The sequence below is a fragment of the Aureisphaera sp. genome, from assembly GCF_059726885.1.
On the sequence record NZ_AP041051.1, the window covers coordinates 2,800,223 to 2,821,446 of the forward strand.

The window sequence follows — 21,224 nt, forward strand, 5'->3', positions numbered from 1 at the left end:
GTTTAATCGGCACTAGAAAACGTTCCTTCGTCTACATCCTTAATGAAGGAAACTAAGCCAGGGAAAAAGTGTTCCTGATCGTCGTATTGCGATAAGTGACTCCCGTTTGGGCAATGCAAGTAACGCCCATTCTGTACCTCATTGGCTACCCATTCCATTTGTTTAGGATCCATGGTGTCATATTGCGCACCAATGGATAGGGTTGGGACATTGATTTCCTTTAAACGATCCTTCACGTCCCAATCTTTAAGGGTTGCGTCTCCTTTAATGCCAAATTCGCTAGGCCCTTGCATGGTTACATACACCTCTGGATTTAAATGATTAAACCCCCGGTTTATAGAATTAGGCCAGTCTTCCATAGGAATCCGGATTACGTGCTTTGGGTAGTAATGTTCCACAATAAGACCTAAGTATTCCTCATTTCCATAGTCTTCTGCTTCTTCATATTTCATTATGGTCTCCAATACTTCTTCGGGTAATTGAGGCGCCAGGACTTCTTCATTGTATTTCATATAATCGGGAATAGAAGGAACCATATTCGAAATAATAAGCCCTTTTAGATGTTGTTGATATTTTAGGGCATATTCCATTGCTAGAATACCTCCCCAGGATTGGCCAAACAGATAGAAGTTTTCCGAATCCAGATCAAGTGCCTTACGTACTTGTTCAACTTCCTCCACAAAACGTGCAGTATCCCATAGGCTTAAGTCCTTTGGCTGATCACTATAGTAACTTCCCAATTGATCGTAATAGTAATACTCTATACCTTCCTGAGGGAAAAAACCATCGAAGCTTTCATAAATCTCATGGGTCATTCCAGGCCCGCCATGGAGTAATAATACTTTCATAGTAGGGTTGTTGCCTATTCGTTTGGTCCATACGTTGAAAGTACCTTTGGGGGTTTCTATAGGGATCATTTTAATTCCTCCGGTGGCTTGATCATCCCTTCCTTCGAAGGACCAATAATCCAGTTCTTTGGTTTCCGTATCGGTATCTGAAGTAGGTTGGGGGGAATTACAGGACGCACATATGATCATCATGATCATAAGGGAAACAAGTTGTCTCATAATCTATTGATTTTTGAAGTTTTCGGATAGGTAAGTTACGACTTCCTCTTGAGATAGCGCAGAAAATTTGGCGTAGCGCTTTTCACTATGCACATCTATAATTTCATCTACAGCATCTTTTACCAAATCTTTGTTCTCCCAATTTTTGAGGGCATTTACCACTTTGGGAAGACATCCTTTTTTGTAGCTTATTTGTCCAATTACATGAACTAGTGTATCACGAACCCTACGTGTATCATCATGTTGCAGGGTCTCTAATAGGGGAAGGATATCTTCTGGATGTGTTCTCCCTCTCAATTCAATACCATGGCAAATCTCACGACGTACTTCTTTGTCTGGATGCTTCAAATAATGCTGTGCCCATTGCAATGTGGGTCTTGGATTTTTCTGCCCCATTTTCTTCAAGGAGCCAATCACTGCATTCCGTACACGGTGATGTGCATCAAAAAGTGCTTCATCAAAAAAATGTACCACTTCTTCGAATTGAAACATTCCAATTTCACCAGCCGCATTTATTACGGTCTGACGAATAAGTTCATCTTGGTGGTTTTTCAATTTTGAAAGCATTTCCAGTACTTTCGGTCTTATGGTAGCCTGCTGATTGTAAATCCGACCGATACCTTGATAGCCGGCCTTACGAATGTATGTGTCTTCATCGCTAAAGTATTCTAGCATAGGGTCATCACTTCCCGATAACAATGCCTCTTGCATTTCATATTGAATATCGGCTACCTTTTGTATTCGCTCCTCCTTGGACAGATCGTAAAAACCCATGATTAGAAGTCACTTTTAAATGTAAAGGCGTGCTTGCTTTCGCCATGTTCCCAAAGATGCTGAAGACGTTCCTTTCCTTCTTCGATAGTGGGAATATGCCCTTCATCTACATACCAAAGGACCATATGCATTTTGGGCATTTTGGAAAACCATTCTTTTTTTCTTTTGAAGATTTCCACGTGACCGGATTTGTACACATAGTCGAAAAGGCTTTGCTTGTCTTTCCATACACTCATATTCACCACAATGGCTTCGTTTTCGAACGCCTGTATATCATATGCATGATCGGTAACTTCCATTTTTAAACGCCAAACAAAACCGGGGTGGGCATCGGCAAGCTCATTTAAGCGTTGTGTGTTGTTCACAAAATCCGCCATGATAGGACTATCCATAGAGGCAATGGCTTCCGCAATATTGAGCTGTGCTAACGGCATTGAGTTTTATTTTTGTGGAAAGTTACAGAAATGGGAAATAAAAAAGGCACCTCAATTAAAGCGGTCCTGGTTGACGCAAACCTTACATTTCCGTCTGGGGAGATGACCATTACCATAATCTCGGTGCCAATACTTTATAGCTAATTAACTAATCTGTTTATTGATCACTCCAAATATAGCTTAAAGGATTCGAAACTAAAAATTCAATAGAATTATTTAACCTTTCCTTCCTAATGCCACTATACCCATGACTTTATGTTCGCTTCACACAATCTAATGATCTCCAATATCCTTTTTTTTCTTGTTTCTTCCCTTTTGGCACTGTGAAGCCAACTTAGGTAGCTTTTTCTGTAGCCAAAGGAAAAATTCTGATAGTTTTCATGGGCTATTGGGTTTGAATTAAAAGCGGTTTGTAGATCCTGCGGAATAACTCCATTTTCAACATCGTCCATAGCATTCCATGTACCTGTTTCCTTGGCTAAATTGATCAATTTCCAACCACTTTCATGAACTAGCCCTTGCTTTTCTAAAATCTCAATATAGGATTTGTTCAATTTACTCCAAGTTCCTTTTGGGTTTCTGGGACAAAAGTATTGCTTGCGTTTCCCGCCCCCTAAACCTCTTACAGTACTATCTATCCACCCAAAACAAAGAGCGACTTTAACAGCTTCCTCCCAGCGCATGGTAGGAATGCCTGTTTCCAACTTATAAAAGATGAGATATACTCCTTTTGGGTATTGATTATGGTTTTGCTGAAGCCAATCCCGCCATTCTACATCCCTAGGAAAATATAATTCGGGTCTTTCTTCCATTATGGATTCACTTGTTCAGCATCAACGAAGAAATCAACCTTGAGTGCTGCTTTTTGTATCGTTTGATCAAATTCCTTTGACTGCCACTCGGCCTTCGGGAATATCCATTCCTCCTTACCATTTATGTTCATAATGACGGGCATATCGAAATTATCAATAATGTTTGTGTACCTGAACATTAATGTCTTGCCTTGCGTTTTGTATTCTACCTTGGGAACTTTTGTAGTGCGTAAATACTGCTCCCAGAATTCAGTTAGGTCGATTCCTGATTCCTGGCTCAAGAAAGTTTCAATGTCAGCTGATGACACGGTTTTATGATAGAAGGTCCGGTTCATTTTCCTAAGGATGTTACGCCATTTTGTATCATCCTCCAATAATTGTCGCAGGGTGTGCAGAATGTTGGCTCCCTTATAATACATATCGCTACTGCCTTCATTTCGAACTCCATAGGTTCCAATGATGGGTCTGTCATTTTGGATATGCCTTCTTGTTCCAGTTACATATTCACTGGAAGCTACTGTCCCGTAATGGTAATCTAAGTACAGATTCTCGCTGTAAGCCGTAAACCCTTCATGTAACCACATATCGGCTACATCTTTGTTGGTGATATTATTGGCGAACCACTCATGTCCCGCTTCGTGAATGATAATGAAGTCGAAACGCAACCCCCATCCGCTACTACTTAAATCACTACCTAAATAGCCATTCATGTACTTATTCCCATACGTTACACTGCTCTGGTGTTCCATACCCAGATAGGGAACTTCGACTAGTTTAAAGCTGTCTTCGTAAAAAGGGTAGGGGCCAAACCAATATTCGAAAGCATTCATCATTAGAGGGGCTTGTTCGAATTGAACCTTTGCCTTTTCCAGATTCTCTTTGAGCACCCAATAATCCATATCCAGTGTTCCATTAAGGCCTTCGTGTTTATCCGAAAAATGTACATAGTCACCTATATTCACATTTACCCCATAATTATTAATGGGATTTACCACTTTCCAGTGCCAAGTCTTGGTACTTCCGTTATCTACAGTTTTTTCAAGCCTTCCATTGCCCACGGCCACCAATTTAGACGGTGCGGTAATGGCCAGATTCACTCCTTTATCAGGTTCATCCTCTGGATGGTCTTTATTGGGCCACCAAATACTGGCTCCGATACCTTGATTGGAGGTAGCGATAAAATGATTACCAGATGAGTCCTTTTCCCATGTAAAACCACCGTCCCATGGTGGACGAATAGCCTCACGCGGAGTACCTGAAAAATGCAGGGTAATCTGGTTTTCTTTTCCTTCTTTTTGCTTTTTTAGTTTAATGTAATGTACGGCACCCTTCTTTTGTATAGTGAGTTCTTTTCCATTTTGAATGGCCTTGTCCAGTTTCATGGGATCCTGCATTTCAATCTGCATCACCTTTTTACTTTTCAGGACCTTATAGGTAATTGTATTTGTGCCTTTAATGGATTTGGAATCCGGGAATACTTCGACCGCCAGGTCATAGTGTTGTAAATCCCACCAAGCCCTTTCAGGAGTTATGGAACCCATTAATTGGTCCTGTTCACTAAATGTTTGCGCCCCTGCTGTAAAGGTCATAAAGGCTAACACGCACGTAATAAATTTCATAAATAACTTTTCAAATTAATTCCTAAAGGTGCCCTTGGGAAAGGCTACGATACTTTCATGGCCGTCTTTTCCTATAGATGCCACACCAAAAAAGTAATTATCAATAACAATGCCTTCCAATGTATGTGAGGACACATTACCTACATTTCTACTATAATCCCATGTGGGGGAAGTAGTGTCCCTCCAATAAATTTTATAGCTAACGGCTCCATCTACTTTCTCCCATTTTAGCTTGGTAGAAGGTTCTACAATACCTCCAATCTCTACCTTAGTGGGAGCAGGAGGGGCAGCGGCTAAATTTGCCATGTTTATAGCATTGACTGCTGTAAGCTTGGCAGCATAATCGAAATTTACAAATTTCAATTTGTCGCCATATTCTATGCCGTTTTCATTGCGAATGTCTTGATGCTGTTGGGTATAGTTTTCGTGGGCTTCCATAATACGGATTCCCGGGAAACCCACATCGCAGAAGGGACGGTGATGTCCACCTCGGCCAAATCGATCCAATCTATAGATAAGCATAGGGTTCATTTCTGGCATGTACGTTTGGGTGGTTTTATGGACATATCGTGCCAATTGACGGGAAATTCCGTCTACTTCTCCACCAGTATACCTTCTACGCTTTCTATTGTTTTCAGATTCTGTGGGAGGAACCGGCTCACTGAATATTCTAAAATCCCTATTGCTTATTACACTATCTACGCCAGTAATATTACCGATCATATCATTATTAAGTACCCCTATGATCTCCCATCCTTCTTCTTTGGCATAATTTGCAAATCCTTTTCCACCGAAAAGACCTTGCTCTTCTCCACTAAGGCCGAGGTATACGATACTACTCTCGAAAGAATATTTACTCAATACCCTAGCTGCTTCAATAGCACCCGCCATACCACTGGCATTGTCATTAGCACCTGGTGAATCGTCTGTAAAGTTGTTAGGATCACTTATACGTGAGTCTATGTCACCACTCATAATAATATATCGATTGGGATATTTGGTACCCCTCTGAACAGCTGCTACATTTACAACCCATACATCTTTTGTAATTCTTCCATTGGTACCTTCTTTTACCAAGTCTTTTTGATAGAAAACATCCAAACATCCATTGCAGTCAATTGAAATTTTATCAAACTCAGATTTGATCCATCTTCGGGCCGCTCCAATTCCCCTTGTCGCGGAAACCGTATCGCTTAAGGTATGTCGCGTACCAAAATTTGCCAATTGGGTAATGTCATTTTCAATACGATCTGCAGATATAGATGATATAATCTCGTACATTTTTGGGTCGGTCTGGGCTTGTACCAAAAAAACGGGCATTAAAAGCAGGAGTAAAAGACTTTTTTTCATGGTGTTTCCTATGAACTAAAAATAGTGAAAATTATAGCATCTATTAATCCCTAGTAAGAACAATTTGCTCCCCAGACGGGACCGGAACCCTAATTCCATTATAAAAAAGAGAATCTAGTGTAGTGATCGTGCAACACGATGTCGAAGTAGTAGTAAAGTTGAAATTAAGTGTGTCTATTTCCTCTGTATCCAATTCAAGAAAATAGGTCGTTCCCGTTTCGATAGTTCCAAAGAATACAGCTAATCTGTTATCTCCGTCGGGAAGGGGTTTAATATATTGTGTGGTGCTTGGAGTAAAGAACTTGAAGGAATCCTTCACAAAAACGGTGTTTATAAGTGGATTGCCATCGCTATCCCGATAGTCCAGAAAAGCGGAATTCGAAGGGCACAAAACAGCAGCACAATTTGGACCCGTATCCTCATCCCCTTCGCAACTTGCAAATAAGGTAAAACCTAATAATACTAGTAAGAACCAAGATAAGGATTTCATATTATTGTATAAATGTAACTTTGGAGATAAGCCCGTTTTCTACTTCATAAATGGCAATGGCAGCATAGTTGTTTCCATTAATGGTCAAAAACTCTTCATCTATTACTTTGTTGCCGATAACGATTCTGTTTTTAACGGTACAGTTTAAATCTGGTGTTCTTTCGAAAAAAGAAGCATAATTACCTTTCATGGCTTCCTGTCCTTCCGATAGGAATTCATTAGGGAAGGAGTAGAGCTTTACGGAATCCGTATAGGTTGCCATAAATGCATCAATATCCCTGTTGTTATAAGCTTCTAATTGCTTGTCTACAATGATTTCTGGACTTTCTGAACCTTCATTTTCTGGAGCTATGTAGGTGATGAATGCAATAGTTCCATTTTCAATTTCGTACACAGTAGCTTGCCTAATGGTCTTATTGTTCGCTATAACCAATTCCTCATTCACCACTGCATTTTTGTAGACGATTTGTTTTGGTGCCTCCTTGCGCAAGCTGGGATCATTCTTCCTAAATAGTTCATAGTTTGAGCGAACGGAGCTCCGATCTGTGTATAAAGTATCATCAGGAAAGTTCCTAACTACTATATCTTGGGCAAGGGTATTGATGTAACTATCTGGGTTTCCTTCATTGTACAGTGTAATATGCTCGGCAACAATATTGGATGATGAAGGTGCTTCTGCCACCAATGCCAATCTTTGTCCACTGGAATTAACGGCCATTCTAGTAATATTGTCAATTTTGTATTCTGAAAGGTCCGCTACTTCTTTCCATTGGCCATCACCAAAGAGATCATATAAAAAGAGCTTGCTACCACTACCGATCAGTAATTTCGAGTCATCCAACCAAATGTGATCCTGTATACCGATAGGAAGCTGGGTCACAAAAAAGCTTTCCCGTGATTTTATGTCCAATTGGTATACATCCCAATTGCCTTCCTCATTTACGGATGTATAACTCATGGCTTCCGAATTTGGAAACTTGTGGATGGAACGTCCAGATCCTTCTAACAACGTATCACTTTTTTGAGAGGGAATATCGCTAATGACCAAATCAAGGTTGTCTCCCGAAAGGACGGAACTTAATAAGGTATTTTCATCGTAGTGCGCATAATAAGCCACTCGAAGGTCTTTAATGTACTCTGTAGGTTCTACTTCAAAACCATAACGGTACAGGCGTTGTTTGCCATCGGTATCCAAACGAACGGCTGTCGCGTCCATCGAAATTCCTATTTGTTGGGGAGAATATTCCCCTCCCGGACTTGGAGGATGCATCCATTGCGAAATAATCAATTTTGGATCGAATAAAGCAATGTCCGTCTGTCCGTTTCTTGTTTTGGCAAAGAAGAGTATCCCATTATGACTAAAGGAGGGTTGGTTGTCATATCCTTCATTGTTGGAAATGTTCCTAAAATTGGAAATCTCGAAATGTTCTTCTGAAAAGGAAAGGTCCAATAAGTACACCTCCGTATTCGCCTGACTCATGGCAACAAAGGCACTAAGACAGCAGAAAATGGAAAAAAGATATTTCAACGGATCTGTATGCGGGATTTATTTTCTCTTTTTACGGATAATTTTCCTACGCTTTTTCTTACGAAGCCCGATTTCTTCAATTTCGATAATATAGTTTCCATCTGCCAATGGAATGTTATCAAGATCGATCGTACTTATACCTGAAGCTAAGAAATTAGTTGTGTATAACACGCGGCCTTGCATGTCGTATATAGTAATCTTGGCACTTGTTCCCTCGCTCAATCCTTTAATGGAGATTCGATCCGTAAATGGATTGGGATAGAAAATTAGATCATCTTTTTGTGTATCGGTAACTCCTAAGGTAGGTGTATTTTCATATAAGATGACAACATCTTCCAATTCGTCTACCAAGGTAATATCCATTGCACCGTCATTATTACGGTCGTGTAAGATCGCACACGATCCTGCTTGCACGGCATCATAATTTATTGGATTTGCAAAAATTCCGTTACCTACATTTTCATACAATGTGAAGTCGGCAGTACCGAAATTACTGGCAATAAAATCCAAATCCTGATCCCCATCTATATCACCAACATCAATTGCCAAAGAAAAATTACCTACCGCATACTCATTAGATAACGAAAGATTACCAGCTCCATCTCCCAAAATAATACTTACTTCTCCTGAAGAGGAATTAACTGAAACGATATCCACGTTCCCATCGTTGTCCATATCTCCAGCAGCGAGCATCCAAGGTGATCCTGAAATGGAAACAATATCTGTCTCTGTAAAATTACCCTGACCATCATTGAGTAGCGTCAATACATTATTGCTATTAAACCCTCCAATGGCTAAGTCCTGAATTCCATCGTTATTCAAGTCTACAGCCACGATAGATGTCTCACCATTTATGCTGGAATCTGTGGTTATAGGGGTATTAAAGTTACCCGTACCATCATTTATAAGAATGGAGTATGTGCTGGAGCTTCTATTGGCTGTCGCCAAATCATCCCATCCATCACCATTAACGTCTATGACAGTTAAACCTCTAATTCCAGTATCTGCATTATAGGCAACTTCCGAATTAAAAATATTGGTTTCATTGCCCATAAAAACACTAACATTATTATTCTGAATATTTCCTATGGCCACATCGATCATTCCATCGCGGTCAAAATCAGATCCTTCATTCGTACTTGGTTTGTCGCCATTAGGCATATCGAAAGCCGTAAAGCTGTCGTAACCTCCATTACCATCGTTTAGGAAAACGCGGATGTCATCGGAGTTTTCATTGATAACTACTAAGTCTGAAGATTCATCGTTATTCACATCTCCGGCATAAGCTCCATAACATTGTATAAAGGTTTCGCCTGCCTCCCTAACAGAAAACTGATCTACCAAGGTTTGATCTAATGTGCCTGGTAAGGTTTTTATCCAAAAGTTATATGCATATCCATTATCTAAAGCATCACCACCGGCACTTTCAATACCACTTGAAAGGCGAACCGTTACCCACTCTCCATAGAAGAAATTACGTTGTGGGGTAAAAGTGATTTCAGTATTGCTCCCATTAAGACTAATGGTGCCATCCATAGGACCAGACCAACGTCCAAATACCATAAATGATTCTGAAGTTACTGTCGCTGGGTTAATGGCTTGATCAAAAGAAACCGTAATTGGGGAGCCGGGTTCCGCGGCCATGGTCTGTCTATCTGGAGTTCTATTTTGCACAAGTGGTGATTGTGCAAAGCCTAAAGAGGCTAATAGACAGATTGTTAGGGTGCTAGTAAAAAATTTCATAGGGATATTTTTTAGCAAGTTACGAAAAAAAGTGGTTCCAAAAGCATTTTAAAACAAGCGGTAAACCCCAGTAAATACTAGGGTTTTAATTCCTAAAAGCCTATCGAATTACTAGTGTTTGGTCTTGGTAATGACAATTCCCTTACAATTCCTTAAAGATTTGTGAAGGAAAATAAAAAAAACCGCCCTCATTTCTGAAGGCGGTATTCAACTAACTAACCAAGATTCAAAATTGAAGATATTTGAATCTTTATCTTAAAACGGATAGGTGTTTTCCGCTGTTACATTCTCTGCAATTAGATTTCTTAAAGCCACTACATTCGGCATGTTTTGGTACTTCGTAAATCGTTTCAATCCCATAAGCATCATTCGCTGTTCATCGCCTTCTGCAAATGAAATGATACCTTCTTTTGCTTTTTTCGTTGCAATATCTATAGCATTATACAAATACAATTGCGTCATGGCCAATTGCGCTTCTTGAGCTTCCTTACCAAAACGCTTGATATTCTTCTCTGTACGCAAGATAGCACTTTCTGCCATATATATCTCTATTAGGATATCACTGGCCGCCATAAGTAACTGTTGGTGTTCTTCCAATTTTGGGCCGTATTTCTGAACCGCGCTACCAGCAACCATAAGGAATACTTTCTTCAATTTGGCCAACATCGCTTTTTCTTCCGATAGTACTTCAGAATAGTCTGGTGTATCGAAAGAGGGGATGGCCATCAGTTCATTTGCTACCGCCATGGCAGGTTCCAATAAATTTACATGGCCTTTCATAGCCTTTTTAACCAACATACCAACGGCGAGCATTCTATTAATTTCGTTGGTTCCTTCGTAGATTCTTGAAATTCTCGCATCTCTCCATGCCGATTCCATTGGAGTATCTGCACTAAAGCCCATTCCGCCAAAAATCTGTATTCCTTCATCGGAGCAATTTTGTATATCCTCGGAAACGGCTACTTTCAAGATGGAACATTCTATGGCATACTCTTCGACACCTTTAAGCTCTGCTTCCTGATGGGTGTTGCCTTCGCTGGTTCTAATTTGGATGCGGTCTTCAATGTTTTTTGCAGCTCTATAGCAGGCGCTTTCCCCAACATAAGCACTAGTGGCCATTTCAGCGATTTTTGCTTTTATAGCTCCAAACTTGGCGATGGGGGTTTTAAACTGAATACGTTCGTTGGCATATTTTACCGAACCGTCTATTACACGGCGCTGTGCATCTAGACAGGCTGCAGCCAACTTAATTCGTCCTACGTTCAGCGCGTTCATGGCAATTTTAAATCCATTGCCCCTTTCTGAAAGCATATTGTCTACAGGAACCTTGGTCTCACTAAAGAAAACCTGGCGGGTAGAGGAGGAGTGAATCCCTAATTTATGTTCTTCTTCACCCAATGAAATTCCATTCTCGGGATTGTTTTCTACGATAAATCCGGTAATATTTTTGTCGTCTTCAATGCGGGCAAAAACGATGAATATATCACAGAATCCTGCGTTGGAAATCCACATTTTTTGTCCACTAATACTGTAGTAAGTTCCATCATCGGACAGAACCGCTTTTGTTTTACCGCTATTGGCATCGCTACCTGCACCGGGTTCGGTTAAGCAATAGGCTCCAAACCATTCGCCCGTTGCCAATTTGGGAACATATTTTTGACGCTGCTCTTCGGTTCCGTAAAGCGTGATGGGCATAGTCCCAATACCTGTATGTGCACCAAATGCTGTGGCAATGGATCCTGTTGCCCCGGAAATATAATCACAGACCAACATAGTCGTAACAAAGCCCATTCCCAAACCTCCATAGGCTTCTGGTACTGCAATTCCCAGCAATCCCATTTCCCCAGCCTTCTTCATGATTTCCTCGGTAAGGGCATAGTCCTTTTTTTCGAATCGTTCCTTTAAAGGCCAGATTTCGCGATCTACGAATTCCTTAACCGATTCTTTCATCATTTTCTGTTCCTCAGAAAAATCTTCTGGGGTAAATACATCTTCGCAAGGGGTTTCCTTTACCAAAAATTGGCCGCCTCTCAATATGTTCTCTTTAATATTGTCTATCGTTTCCATGATTATATATATTGGCAGAGCATCTGCTTTAAAGCAGGGGCTCCTGGGTTTGTTTTAGTTTAAAAATTCGAATATTCCCGCAGCTCCCTGTCCGGTTCCCACACACATGGTTACCATTCCGTATTGTCCCTGCATGTTTCGCTTACGCATTTCGTCAAATAATTGAACAGATAGCTTAGCGCCCGTACAGCCCAATGGGTGACCAAGTGCTATAGCTCCTCCATTTACGTTTACTATGTCCGGATTCAAGTTCAATTCACGGATCACCGCCAAACTTTGGGAAGCAAAGGCTTCATTTAATTCAATTAAATTAATGTCATTTTGTTGTAAACCTGCTTGTTTTAAAGCTTTCGGAATAGCTTTCACAGGGCCAATTCCCATAATTCGTGGTTCTACTCCAGCTGCCGCATAATTTACCATGCGCGCTATAGGTTCAAGGTTTAGTTCTTTAACCATTTCTTCACTCATCACCATCACAAATGCTGCTCCATCGCTCATTTGCGAAGAGTTACCTGCCGTAACACTTCCTCCTTGTGCAAATACAGGGCGCAACTTTGCCAATGCCTCTAAATTTGTTCCTTTTCTGGGTCCCTCGTCCTTGGTTACCGTATAATTTTTGGTAGCCTTTTTTCCGTTATCATCAATAAAGGTTTGTTCTACTTCTATAGGAACAATCTGATCCTGAAAGCGATCCTCGGCCTGAGCTTTCAGGGCTTTCATATGACTGTTAAATGCAAATTCATCCTGATCTTCCCGAGAAACGTTAAATTGATTGGCGACGGCTTCGGCGGTATTTCCCATTCCCCAATAGTAATCTTCATGGCCAGATTTAATAAGATCGTAATTCAATTCTGGTTTGAATCCAGTCATGGGCACAGAACTCATACTTTCTGCTCCTCCGGCAATGATGCAATCTGCCATTCCGGCCTGAATTTTCGCGGTGGCTATACCTATAGTCTCCACTCCAGAGGAACAGAAACGGTTTACCGTAACACCTGGTACATCTACAATGTCCAATCCCATGAGGGAAATAAGCCTTGCCATGTTTAACCCTTGAGATCCTTCGGGCATGGCATTACCCACGATAACATCGTCAATTCGCTTTTTATCGAAGTTAGGCAGTTCCTTCATCATATGCTCAATGGTCTCTGCTGCCAATTCGTCGGCGCGTTTGAAACGGAACACTCCCCTTGGGGCTTTTCCTACTGCTGTTCTATATGCTTTTACTATATATGCTGTTTTCATTTTTTTATAGGTGTTGAGTATTGAGATTTTAGTATTGAGCTAGAGCTTTTTCTGAAAGGAATAGTTCATCTTTTGTATTTCAATACACAATTCGATTATGGGTTGTACCTTGGTTTTATCTATTAATTTTAATTCTATTAATAATATCAGTTGTGTCTGTAATTCATAGGCAGAGCCATTTGCGATACTCAAGAAATGCTCAAATTCTTTATTGGAATTTCTTCCTGCGCCTTCAGCAATATTTGAAGGAATGGAAACAGCACTTCTTTTTATTTGAGCAGCTAAACCAAACTTTTCATCTGCTTTTAAACCTGAAACCAAACCATAAACGAGCTTTACAAGCTCTATTGATTTATTCCAAATTTTTAACTCTTTAATCTTATGCATGTTATGATTCTCCCTCAATTAATCTCACTACTCAAATCTCATAACTAACTACTGCCAACTCTAGTTTCTTAGTGGTTTTCCTTTTTGGATCATATGTTGTAATCGTTCCAAAGTCTTGCGTTCTCCACATAGACTTAAGAAAGCTTCACGTTCCAGGTCCAATAGGTATTGTTCGGTGACCATGGTAGGTTCTGAAAGATCCCCACCTGCCATTACATAAGCTAGTTTGTTGGCAATTTTCTTATCGTGTTCACTAATGTAATTGCTAGCTTCCATACTGTCGGTTCCTACCAAAAACATCCCCAATGCTTGTTTTCCAAGTACTTTAACGTCTTTTCTCTTAACGGGTTTGGTATAGCCCATATCGGCCATCTGACGTGCTACAGCTTTGGCTGTTGCAATCTGGCGATCCTTATTCACAACTACGATGTCCTTTCCTTTTTTAAGGATATCCAAATCATAGGCTTCGTATGCCGAAGTGGAAACTTTGGCCATACCAATGGTCAAGAAATATTCTTGTAACCTGTTCAGCTCTACGTCATTCTTCTGAAAGGAATCGCTCGCTCGCATGGCCATCTCCTTAGATCCGCCACCACCAGGGATCACCCCAACACCAAACTCCACCAATCCAATATAACTTTCGGCCGCAGCGACTACGCGATCTGCATGTAGTGTCATTTCACATCCACCGCCTAAGGTCATTCCATGAGGCGCTACTACAGTGGGAATGGAAGAATAACGCAATCGCATCACGGTATCCTGAAAGTACTTCACCGCCATATTCAATTCATCATATTCTTGTTCTACGGCCATCATGAAGATCATGCCAATATTGGCTCCTACGGAGAAATTGGCACCTTGATTTCCTATGACCAAACCGTCATAGTTAGCCTCGGCTAAATCGATGGCTTTATTCAATCCTGCAAGGACATCACCACCAATACTGTTCATTTTGCTTTGGAATTCACAGTTTAGGATTCCATCGCCTAAATCTTCTACAACAACACCGCTGTTTTTGAATACTTCATTCGATTTTCGGATGTTATCCAATATGATAAAGGCATCTTGACCTGGAATTTTTTCTTGAGCTTTCTTCGGAATATCATAGTAATAAGAAGCCCCATCTTTTATAGTATAGAAACTCTTATTTCCGGCTGCCACCATTTCTGTTACCCAAGCAGCGGGCTCTTTGCCCAATGAGTTTATAAGGTCAATCCCTTTTTCAATTCCGATGGCATCCCATATCTCGAAAGGACCATGTTCCCAACCGAAACCGGCTTTCATGGCATCATCGATCTTATACAATTCGTCTGAGATTTCCGGAATTCTCTTGGAAACGTATGCGAACATCGCTCCAAAATTCTTTCGGTAGAATTCGCCTGCCTTGTCTTTTCCAGAAGCTAGGACCTTAAAACGATCGATCACCTTGTCAATGCTCTTGGTCATTTCTAGGGTAGCGAAACTAGCTCTTTTCTTGGAGCGGTATTCTAAGGTTTCTAAATCCAAGGAAAGTATTTCTGACTTCCCATCATCCCCTTTAATTTTTTTGTAGAATCCTTGCCCTGTTTTGCTTCCCAACCATTTGTTTTCCATCATTTTGTCGATGAAATCAGGTAATTGGAACAGATCGTGCTCTTCGTCATCAGGACAATTCTGATGAATACCATTGGCTACATGGACCAAGGTGTCCAATCCTACCACATCTACGGTACGGAATGTAGCCGATTTTGGGCGACCTATTACAGGCCCGGTTAACTTGTCTACCTCCTCAATGGTCAATCCCATTTCCTTTACTTGGTGGAAAAGGCTCTGGATTCCAAAGATTCCAATACGGTTTCCAATAAATGCGGGTGTATCCTTGGCAATTACTGATGTTTTTCCCAAGAATTGCTCTCCATATCCATTCAGGAAATCCAAGATCTCTTGTTTGGTATCTGGTCCGGGAATGATTTCGAATAATTTTAAGTATCGGGGTGGGTTAAAGAAGTGGGTTCCGCAGAAATGCTGCCTGAAATCCTCACTTCTCCCTTCGTTCATAAATTGTATGGGGATTCCCGATGTGTTCGAGGTAATTAGTGTTCCGGGGGTTCTATGCTTTTCAAGATTTTCGAATACCTGTTGCTTTATGTCCAAGCGTTCCACGACCACTTCAATTATCCAATCTACGTGGGCCACCTTGGCAATATCGTCCTCTAAATTTCCCGTAGTGATTCTACCGGCGAAATCTTTGTGATAGAGTGGTGCAGGTTTCGATTTAATCGCAGTAGTGAGCGCATCGTTTACCAATCGATTTCGAACTACTTTGTCTTCTAAGGAAAGGCCTTTGCTCTTCTCCTTATCATTCAGTTCCCTTGGAACAATGTCTAACAGCAGTACTTCAACCCCAATATTGGCAAAATGACAAGCAATGCCACTTCCCATAATACCAGAACCGATCACGGCTACTTTTTCTATTCTTCTTTTTGACATTATACGGTTTGTTTTTTTGTCGTGTATATTTTTTTAGATTGAATTAAATCCAAAATAGTATTAGCTACATTCTTAAAAGTGTTAAGGTCCTGATCTGAAACTTGCTCACGCACAGCTTCATCGAACCGAAGAACCACTTGCTTCGAAAACTCCCTCATTTCGACCCCAAACGGAGTAAGATGGATTAGTACACCTCGACCATCTGCAGGATTCGGTTTACGTTCTATAAGACCTTTTTCTTCCATGTTTTTAAGGGTGCGTGAAAGACTGGTGGCTTCCATTCCCATTTTGGGTCCAAGGGCTGTAGATGGGGTTCCTTCTTCGGGATCTATACTTATTAAGGCGAATCCAGTGGCCATGGTACTTTCTTTTTTTCCAGCTTCTTCATTGTACATTTTTTGTACGGCCATCCATGTGGCACGAAGCATATAATCGATCGTTTTTTCTTTCAAGGGGAACGTTCTTTGAAATTAGGTTACCAAAGATATAAAAAAATATTATGCATGCATAGCAAATAGATCGATTTTATATAAAGTTTACGAAATGTAATTTTTAATGAGGGAAAGGATTACTCCATTTGGGCCAATTTATCCCACGAATCGAAAAAGTCCTTATCGAATATGGATTCCTTGGTTTTCGGCCTTTTAAACCATTGCAATTGTTTTGGACTTAGGAATTTTTGAGGGTTTTGTTTTAACCCTAGCGCACTGTTGATCTTGGTTTTTTGAACTTCGGTCAAGGGTACATGCTTAAAACGACTGTGTTGTATGAAGTAGTCCTCATCTCTTGGGGACCATTGAAATTTTGTTTTCACCACGGGAACCATTTCATTGGCTTGTGCATAGGAGGAGAGTTCCTCCTCGGATATTTCATTGGCATCATAGATCACCCGAACTACTTCCGATCTATCCATAAAGCCTGCCTGCGTGGCCAGCACCCCTTCCTGAGAGCCTAGTTGTTTTTCACCCGTCCAGAAGCAAAACATTTTAAAATGCTTTTCCTGTAGGTTATGATCTGTTGTAGTCGTCAGTTCCTTGCCTAATATCTTAACATATTCAGGTATAGGATTGCCATAAATTTTCAAGGCCTTTATCATGGCGCTGTACAATCCTTTGGCAGAATAGTCGCTAGCTACTCTTGGGATTAGGTCTTCGCCTTTTTCGTCAACAATACGAACCACGGGATTGTTCCAGCTGGGTTCTTTGTATTTAGTAAGTACTTCTCGATCCTTTCCACCTTTATTATTGAATATGGCCAGGGCAATAAATTCATTTTCGATGGCTTCGGTCATTAAAGGGTGCGACAGTACATTGTGGCCATAATTGCGGCATGTGGCACATCCAGGCACTTCCTGAAATAGAATGAGTACAGGCTTCCCTTTTTTCTTTGCCAATGCCAAGGAAGCATCATAATCGCGAAGCCAACTTACTTTTCCCAATTCCTCGTCTTGATTATAAGGATGGGTCCGTTCTTGGGAAATGGTATTCTGGAAACCTGTGAGTGCAAGTACTATAAAAACAAATAGGGAAAGACGCATAGATAGAGTTTTGCAATTACCTACTATAAGTCTCATTTCAATGAATAGGCTTACAAAAACGTGCGATATTCATTAAAAATCCATTGCTTCCTTTCTGGATTTAATATTGAGTTTAGTGTAGATATTGCTCACGTGGGATTTTACAGTACTCAGTCCAATATTGAAAGTTTCCGAAATCTCTTTGTTCGATCGTCCTTGTTTTATTTCCTCCAATATCTTTCGTTCTTGCACACTTAATTTATGGATGGAACTTGGTTTATTCTTCTTTTTGCGTTTTATAAAGTGATTTAGTACAAAGCCTAGAACAAAAAAGGCGACTCCAATAAGGATATACATAAAATAGTCGCTTTTTGTCTCCTGTGGGAGTTGGGATCGAAATTCATTGAAATACGCAGACTTCTCGCCACGCCATTTCTTCCGATAGTCATCGTAAAATGCTTTGTTTATTGGGTAGTTGGATTCGAACTTACTTCGCTGCAATGCGTAGAGGGATACCAGCGCATGGGAGCTGGTATCGGCCACATAACGCAATTTTTCATAAATTGCCTTGGTTACAAATTCACCCTTAACCGAGGAACCTTCAAAATGGGTACTATCTACATACGTATAGATTTTGTCTACTTCGCTCAGCTCTTGGGAAGGAGGATAGCCCAAAATTTCAATTGGGGTGAAAGGCGGGTTGCCTGGGATGTTTTGAATTTGGATTAGGGCGTTTTTATTTCCCACAATGAAAATGTGGTTTTCCTCTTTTCCGCCTATGATAAGTGAAGCCATAGGCGAATCCTTTTTTGAAACATGAATTCGGTAGAGCTGGTCTTCTTCGGATAGATAGTCGGTAGCAAAGGAAAAATTCCCGAGACTATCCAATCTAGCTTCAGAAATAATCATATCGTTAGACATATGGTACATGTCGTTCAATGTAGGAATATGGGAAAGGTAAACCACTGGATCCCAAATGGAATCCAGTTGTAGTTTACCCCGAATACCTGGTGTATAGTCCTCTTGGCTTTGTCCTATAACTGATTGAAACAGTAATAGGAGTATCCCAATAGGGAGGAGGGCTTTGTATGGTCGGTTAGTTTCGTACTTCATAAGGAAGCAAACGTTTAGTTGTTGCTTGCTTGATGTGAATGAATTTGAATCTTACCCGTTACTTTTTTCGGTTTTAATTTTACCACCCAATCTCCTTTCATTGGCTCTTTGAAGGTCTTGTTGATCTGACCGCAAACGGTTTCGGTACTTTTACCACCATTAGAGGAGCTTGAATTGAATTCGCTGGCCACGGTATAGTTGCCTTGCTTGTCACCGTTTGGGTTGTAAATTTCCATAGTGAGTGTACCTGAGCTTATATTACTAGATACCCCAATGTTTAAACACATTAGATCTTCGGATACCGAAATCTTGACTGATTCGTTTTTGGAACTGTCCTCCAGGTCAATGGACTTGCTTGTTTGATAACTAGAACAACTGTGGTTGGAGTTGTGGTTGGTGTTGTGATTGGTACCATGGGTAATGGTTGTGGTTGTGGTCTGCGAATAAAGGGAGGAAACACTTCCAATAAATAAAAATACTGTTGCGATAATTTTGATTGATGTTTTCATGAGTTTCAATTTTATGAATTCTGATAACACAAATCTATTTTCAGCTAGGACAATTGCCAAATGAAAAGAGACTGAAAAAAGAACTAAAAAAGTGCTAAAAACGTCTTAGCCCTACTAAAATAAGAACAAATCACACCAAATATTGTTCAAGCAATCAAAAAAAAAGGACAGTATGAAAACTGTCCCTCTTTATGGTGTGTCTATGATTCTTTCTCGTAAATCTTATTATAGAGATCTATATATTTTTCCTTGATCACCTTACGTTTCATTTTCATGGTAGGGGTGAGGTGTCCGTCTTCAATACTCCAAATGTCTGGAGTAAGCTCAAACCTTTTTATCTTTTCCCACTTTCCGAAACGCTCATTGAACTTATCCACTTCTTTTTGGATACGTTTAATAAGTACTTCATTTTGAAATGCGACCTTGGGATCGCTCGGGATGTTCTTTTCCTTTCGTTCGGACCAGTCCGCCACAAACTCCCAATTAGGTTGAATAAGGGCTGCAGGCATTTTTTCACCTTCACCCACTACAAGGATCTGTTCGATAAAACGGGATTGTTTCATTGCATTTTCTATAAGCTGAGGGGCTACATACTTTCCTCCACTGGTTTTGAACATGGATTTCTTACGATCTGTAATCTTAAGGAATCCATCTTTGTCTATTACACCAATATCCCCAGTATGAAAGTAGCCATTTTTTAATACCTCGGCACTCTTTTCGGGATCTTTATAATAGCCCTGCATCACTTGAGGTCCCTTTATGAGGATTTCCCCATCATCTGCTATCTTTACTTCAGTATCTGGCAGTGCCTTACCCACGGTTCCAATCCTGAAACCTCCATTGCGCATATCGTTCACTGACACTACTGGAGAAGTTTCTGTGAGGCCGTACCCTTCCATTACTGGGCAACCAGCCGCATTAAATACTCTTGCCAATCTTGGTTGGAGTGCAGCACTCCCTGAGGCAATGGCCTTGAGGTTTCCGCCCAGCGCCTCTTGCCATTTACTGAATATGAGTTTTCGTGCGATTTTCAGTTTAAATTCATACCATCCTCCATTTTGTCCGTAAGGCTCCCATTTCAAACCTAATCCAACAGCCCAGAAGAAAAGCTTCTTTTTTATACCCGTTAGATCGGTTCCTTTTGCGATGATCTTATCGTATACCTTTTCCAATAATCTAGGCACTGCAGTCATCACTTCTGGGTGTATTTCCTTTAAGTTATCACTTATGGTTTCCAAACTTTCAGCAAAATGAATACTTACGCCACAATATTGGTACATATATAACAACATGCGCTCATAGATATGACAAACAGGTAGGAAACTCAATGCTTTAGAAGCACCCATCTCAATAGGTAATCTTCCTTTACTGTGTTTGGCATTGCTGGCTATATTTTTATGGGACAACATTACACCTTTTGGTTTGCCTGTGGTTCCCGATGTGTAAATCAAGGTAGCTAAATCATCTTCTTGGACTGCAGCTTTTCTATTATCAACCTCATCCTGTAAGTCCATATTGTCATTCCCCAATTTCAGCACTTCCGACCAATTGTCGCAGCTTCCAATAGCATCAAAGGAGTAAATACCTTTAAGGGAGGGAACATTATCCTTTATTTTACTAATTTTTTCAAGTACCTCTGTACACGAAACAAAACAATATTTCGATTCGCTATGGTTGAGAACGTATTCGTATTCCTCTTTAGAAATGGTAGGATATATGGGTACGTCCTGAGCTCCTGTTTGTAAAATCCCAATATCGCATATGTTCCATTCGGTGCGATTGGTCATGGAAATGATAGCCACTTTATCATTGGGCTGTACTCCGAGCTTAATTAAACCTCGGCTAATGGCATTTGCCTTATCAATGTACTCTTGGGTAGAGGTTTTTATCCATTCTCCATCTACTTTGCTAACGAGAGCTCCTTCTTGCGGGTAGTTTTCCAGTTGGTAATAGGGGAAGTCAAACAGTCGTTTTACGTCGGTCATAATCTCTTTTTTCTAAGAATGCAAAATAGGGAAAAATATTCAGTTATGAGGTATGACCAAAAAATGGGATTCCTTTACGGAACCCCATTTTCACTATGTGTTTTATAATGAAAAAC

General features: G+C 40.5%; 18 protein-coding genes. All 18 read right to left on the bottom strand.

Annotated elements, in window-relative coordinates:
- Positions 1-2: 2 nt before the first annotated feature.
- The 18 genes from AC6JAD_RS12335 to AC6JAD_RS12420 all read right to left on the bottom strand — a co-directional run bounded on the left by AC6JAD_RS12335 (position 3) and on the right by AC6JAD_RS12420 (position 21,108).
- Entirely contained in the window at positions 3-1,067 is a 1,065-nt protein-coding gene (locus AC6JAD_RS12335) for a proline iminopeptidase-family hydrolase (RefSeq protein ID WP_461303506.1), read from the bottom strand.
- A gap of 3 nt (positions 1,068-1,070) precedes the next feature.
- Positions 1,071-1,841, bottom strand: a complete 771-nt coding sequence (locus AC6JAD_RS12340) for a HEAT repeat domain-containing protein (RefSeq protein WP_461303507.1) — start codon at positions 1,839-1,841, stop codon at positions 1,071-1,073.
- Positions 1,842-1,843: 2 nt separating this feature from the next.
- The gene (locus tag AC6JAD_RS12345) at positions 1,844-2,275 is read right to left on the bottom strand and encodes a DUF3291 domain-containing protein (RefSeq protein WP_461303508.1); all 432 of its coding nucleotides are present in this window, start codon (positions 2,273-2,275) and stop codon (positions 1,844-1,846) included.
- 239 nt (positions 2,276-2,514) lie between these two features.
- On the bottom strand, positions 2,515-3,087 hold the full coding sequence (locus tag AC6JAD_RS12350) for a YdeI/OmpD-associated family protein (protein WP_461303509.1): 573 nt from the start codon (positions 3,085-3,087) through the stop codon (positions 2,515-2,517).
- A complete protein-coding gene (locus AC6JAD_RS12355) occupies positions 3,087-4,706 on the bottom strand; it encodes a M1 family metallopeptidase (protein WP_461303510.1) in 1,620 nt (539 codons plus the stop codon). The genes AC6JAD_RS12350 and AC6JAD_RS12355 overlap by 1 nt, the downstream gene beginning before the upstream one ends.
- A 15-nt stretch (positions 4,707-4,721) precedes the next feature.
- Positions 4,722-6,056 (bottom strand): M28 family peptidase, encoded by a 1,335-nt coding sequence (locus AC6JAD_RS12360; protein WP_461303511.1) that lies wholly within the window; start codon positions 6,054-6,056, stop codon positions 4,722-4,724.
- A gap of 43 nt (positions 6,057-6,099) precedes the next feature.
- Positions 6,100-6,546 (bottom strand): hypothetical protein, encoded by a 447-nt coding sequence (locus tag AC6JAD_RS12365; protein WP_461303512.1) that lies wholly within the window; start codon positions 6,544-6,546, stop codon positions 6,100-6,102.
- A gap of 1 nt (position 6,547) precedes the next feature.
- A complete protein-coding gene (locus AC6JAD_RS12370) occupies positions 6,548-8,074 on the bottom strand; it encodes a nuclear transport factor 2 family protein (RefSeq protein WP_461303513.1) in 1,527 nt (508 codons plus the stop codon).
- 18 nt (positions 8,075-8,092) lie between these two features.
- Positions 8,093-9,817 (bottom strand): FG-GAP-like repeat-containing protein, encoded by a 1,725-nt coding sequence (locus AC6JAD_RS12375; RefSeq protein WP_461303514.1) that lies wholly within the window; start codon positions 9,815-9,817, stop codon positions 8,093-8,095.
- 255 nt (positions 9,818-10,072) lie between these two features.
- Positions 10,073-11,884: an acyl-CoA dehydrogenase FadE gene (locus tag AC6JAD_RS12380; RefSeq protein ID WP_461303515.1), complete on the bottom strand. Its 1,812-nt coding sequence runs from the start codon at positions 11,882-11,884 to the stop codon at positions 10,073-10,075.
- 54 nt (positions 11,885-11,938) lie between these two features.
- On the bottom strand, positions 11,939-13,129 hold the full coding sequence (locus tag AC6JAD_RS12385) for an acetyl-CoA C-acyltransferase (protein WP_461303516.1): 1,191 nt from the start codon (positions 13,127-13,129) through the stop codon (positions 11,939-11,941).
- A 39-nt stretch (positions 13,130-13,168) separates the two neighbouring features.
- Positions 13,169-13,516, bottom strand: coding sequence for a four helix bundle protein (locus AC6JAD_RS12390; protein WP_461303517.1), 348 nt, complete (start codon positions 13,514-13,516; stop codon positions 13,169-13,171).
- A 60-nt stretch (positions 13,517-13,576) separates the two neighbouring features.
- Positions 13,577-15,985 carry a 3-hydroxyacyl-CoA dehydrogenase/enoyl-CoA hydratase family protein gene (locus AC6JAD_RS12395; protein WP_461303518.1) on the bottom strand — a complete coding sequence of 803 codons (2,409 nt, stop codon included), beginning with the start codon at positions 15,983-15,985 and terminating at the stop codon, positions 13,577-13,579.
- Positions 15,985-16,437 carry a MarR family winged helix-turn-helix transcriptional regulator gene (locus tag AC6JAD_RS12400; RefSeq protein ID WP_461303519.1) on the bottom strand — a complete coding sequence of 151 codons (453 nt, stop codon included), beginning with the start codon at positions 16,435-16,437 and terminating at the stop codon, positions 15,985-15,987. Before AC6JAD_RS12400 ends, AC6JAD_RS12395 begins: the two co-directional genes overlap by 1 nt.
- 116 nt (positions 16,438-16,553) lie before the next feature.
- Complete coding sequence (locus tag AC6JAD_RS12405; RefSeq protein WP_461303520.1) at positions 16,554-17,522, bottom strand: VPGUxxT family thioredoxin-like (seleno)protein, type 2; 969 nt, start codon at positions 17,520-17,522, stop codon at positions 16,554-16,556.
- A 72-nt stretch (positions 17,523-17,594) separates the two neighbouring features.
- Positions 17,595-18,614, bottom strand: a complete 1,020-nt coding sequence (locus AC6JAD_RS12410; protein ID WP_461303521.1) for a response regulator transcription factor — start codon at positions 18,612-18,614, stop codon at positions 17,595-17,597.
- A 14-nt stretch (positions 18,615-18,628) separates the two neighbouring features.
- Positions 18,629-19,123, bottom strand: a complete 495-nt coding sequence (locus AC6JAD_RS12415) for a hypothetical protein (protein WP_461303522.1) — start codon at positions 19,121-19,123, stop codon at positions 18,629-18,631.
- Between the two features lie 200 nt (positions 19,124-19,323).
- Entirely contained in the window at positions 19,324-21,108 is a 1,785-nt protein-coding gene (locus tag AC6JAD_RS12420; protein WP_461303523.1) for an AMP-dependent synthetase/ligase, read from the bottom strand.
- Between the last annotated feature and the right edge of the window lie 116 nt (positions 21,109-21,224).

Excerpts from the sequence above, each read along its gene's own strand:
- AC6JAD_RS12335 (WP_461303506.1), bottom strand. The coding sequence starts at position 1,067 with ATGAGACAACTTGTTTCCCTTATGATCATGATGATCATATGTGCGTCC.
- AC6JAD_RS12340 (WP_461303507.1), bottom strand. The coding sequence starts at position 1,841 with ATGGGTTTTTACGATCTGTCCAAGGAGGAGCGAATACAAAAGGTAGCC.
- AC6JAD_RS12345 (WP_461303508.1), bottom strand. The coding sequence starts at position 2,275 with ATGCCGTTAGCACAGCTCAATATTGCGGAAGCCATTGCCTCTATGGAT.
- AC6JAD_RS12350 (WP_461303509.1), bottom strand. The coding sequence starts at position 3,087 with ATGGAAGAAAGACCCGAATTATATTTTCCTAGGGATGTAGAATGGCGG.
- AC6JAD_RS12355 (WP_461303510.1), bottom strand. The coding sequence starts at position 4,706 with ATGAAATTTATTACGTGCGTGTTAGCCTTTATGACCTTTACAGCAGGG.
- AC6JAD_RS12360 (WP_461303511.1), bottom strand. The coding sequence starts at position 6,056 with ATGAAAAAAAGTCTTTTACTCCTGCTTTTAATGCCCGTTTTTTTGGTA.
- AC6JAD_RS12365 (WP_461303512.1), bottom strand. The coding sequence starts at position 6,546 with ATGAAATCCTTATCTTGGTTCTTACTAGTATTATTAGGTTTTACCTTA.
- AC6JAD_RS12375 (WP_461303514.1), bottom strand. The coding sequence starts at position 9,817 with ATGAAATTTTTTACTAGCACCCTAACAATCTGTCTATTAGCCTCTTTA.
- AC6JAD_RS12380 (WP_461303515.1), bottom strand. The coding sequence starts at position 11,884 with ATGGAAACGATAGACAATATTAAAGAGAACATATTGAGAGGCGGCCAA.
- AC6JAD_RS12385 (WP_461303516.1), bottom strand. The coding sequence starts at position 13,129 with ATGAAAACAGCATATATAGTAAAAGCATATAGAACAGCAGTAGGAAAA.
- AC6JAD_RS12390 (WP_461303517.1), bottom strand. The coding sequence starts at position 13,516 with ATGCATAAGATTAAAGAGTTAAAAATTTGGAATAAATCAATAGAGCTT.
- AC6JAD_RS12395 (WP_461303518.1), bottom strand. The coding sequence starts at position 15,985 with ATGTCAAAAAGAAGAATAGAAAAAGTAGCCGTGATCGGTTCTGGTATT.
- AC6JAD_RS12405 (WP_461303520.1), bottom strand. The coding sequence starts at position 17,522 with ATGCGTCTTTCCCTATTTGTTTTTATAGTACTTGCACTCACAGGTTTC.
- AC6JAD_RS12410 (WP_461303521.1), bottom strand. The coding sequence starts at position 18,614 with ATGAAGTACGAAACTAACCGACCATACAAAGCCCTCCTCCCTATTGGG.
- AC6JAD_RS12415 (WP_461303522.1), bottom strand. The coding sequence starts at position 19,123 with ATGAAAACATCAATCAAAATTATCGCAACAGTATTTTTATTTATTGGA.
- AC6JAD_RS12420 (WP_461303523.1), bottom strand. The coding sequence starts at position 21,108 with ATGACCGACGTAAAACGACTGTTTGACTTCCCCTATTACCAACTGGAA.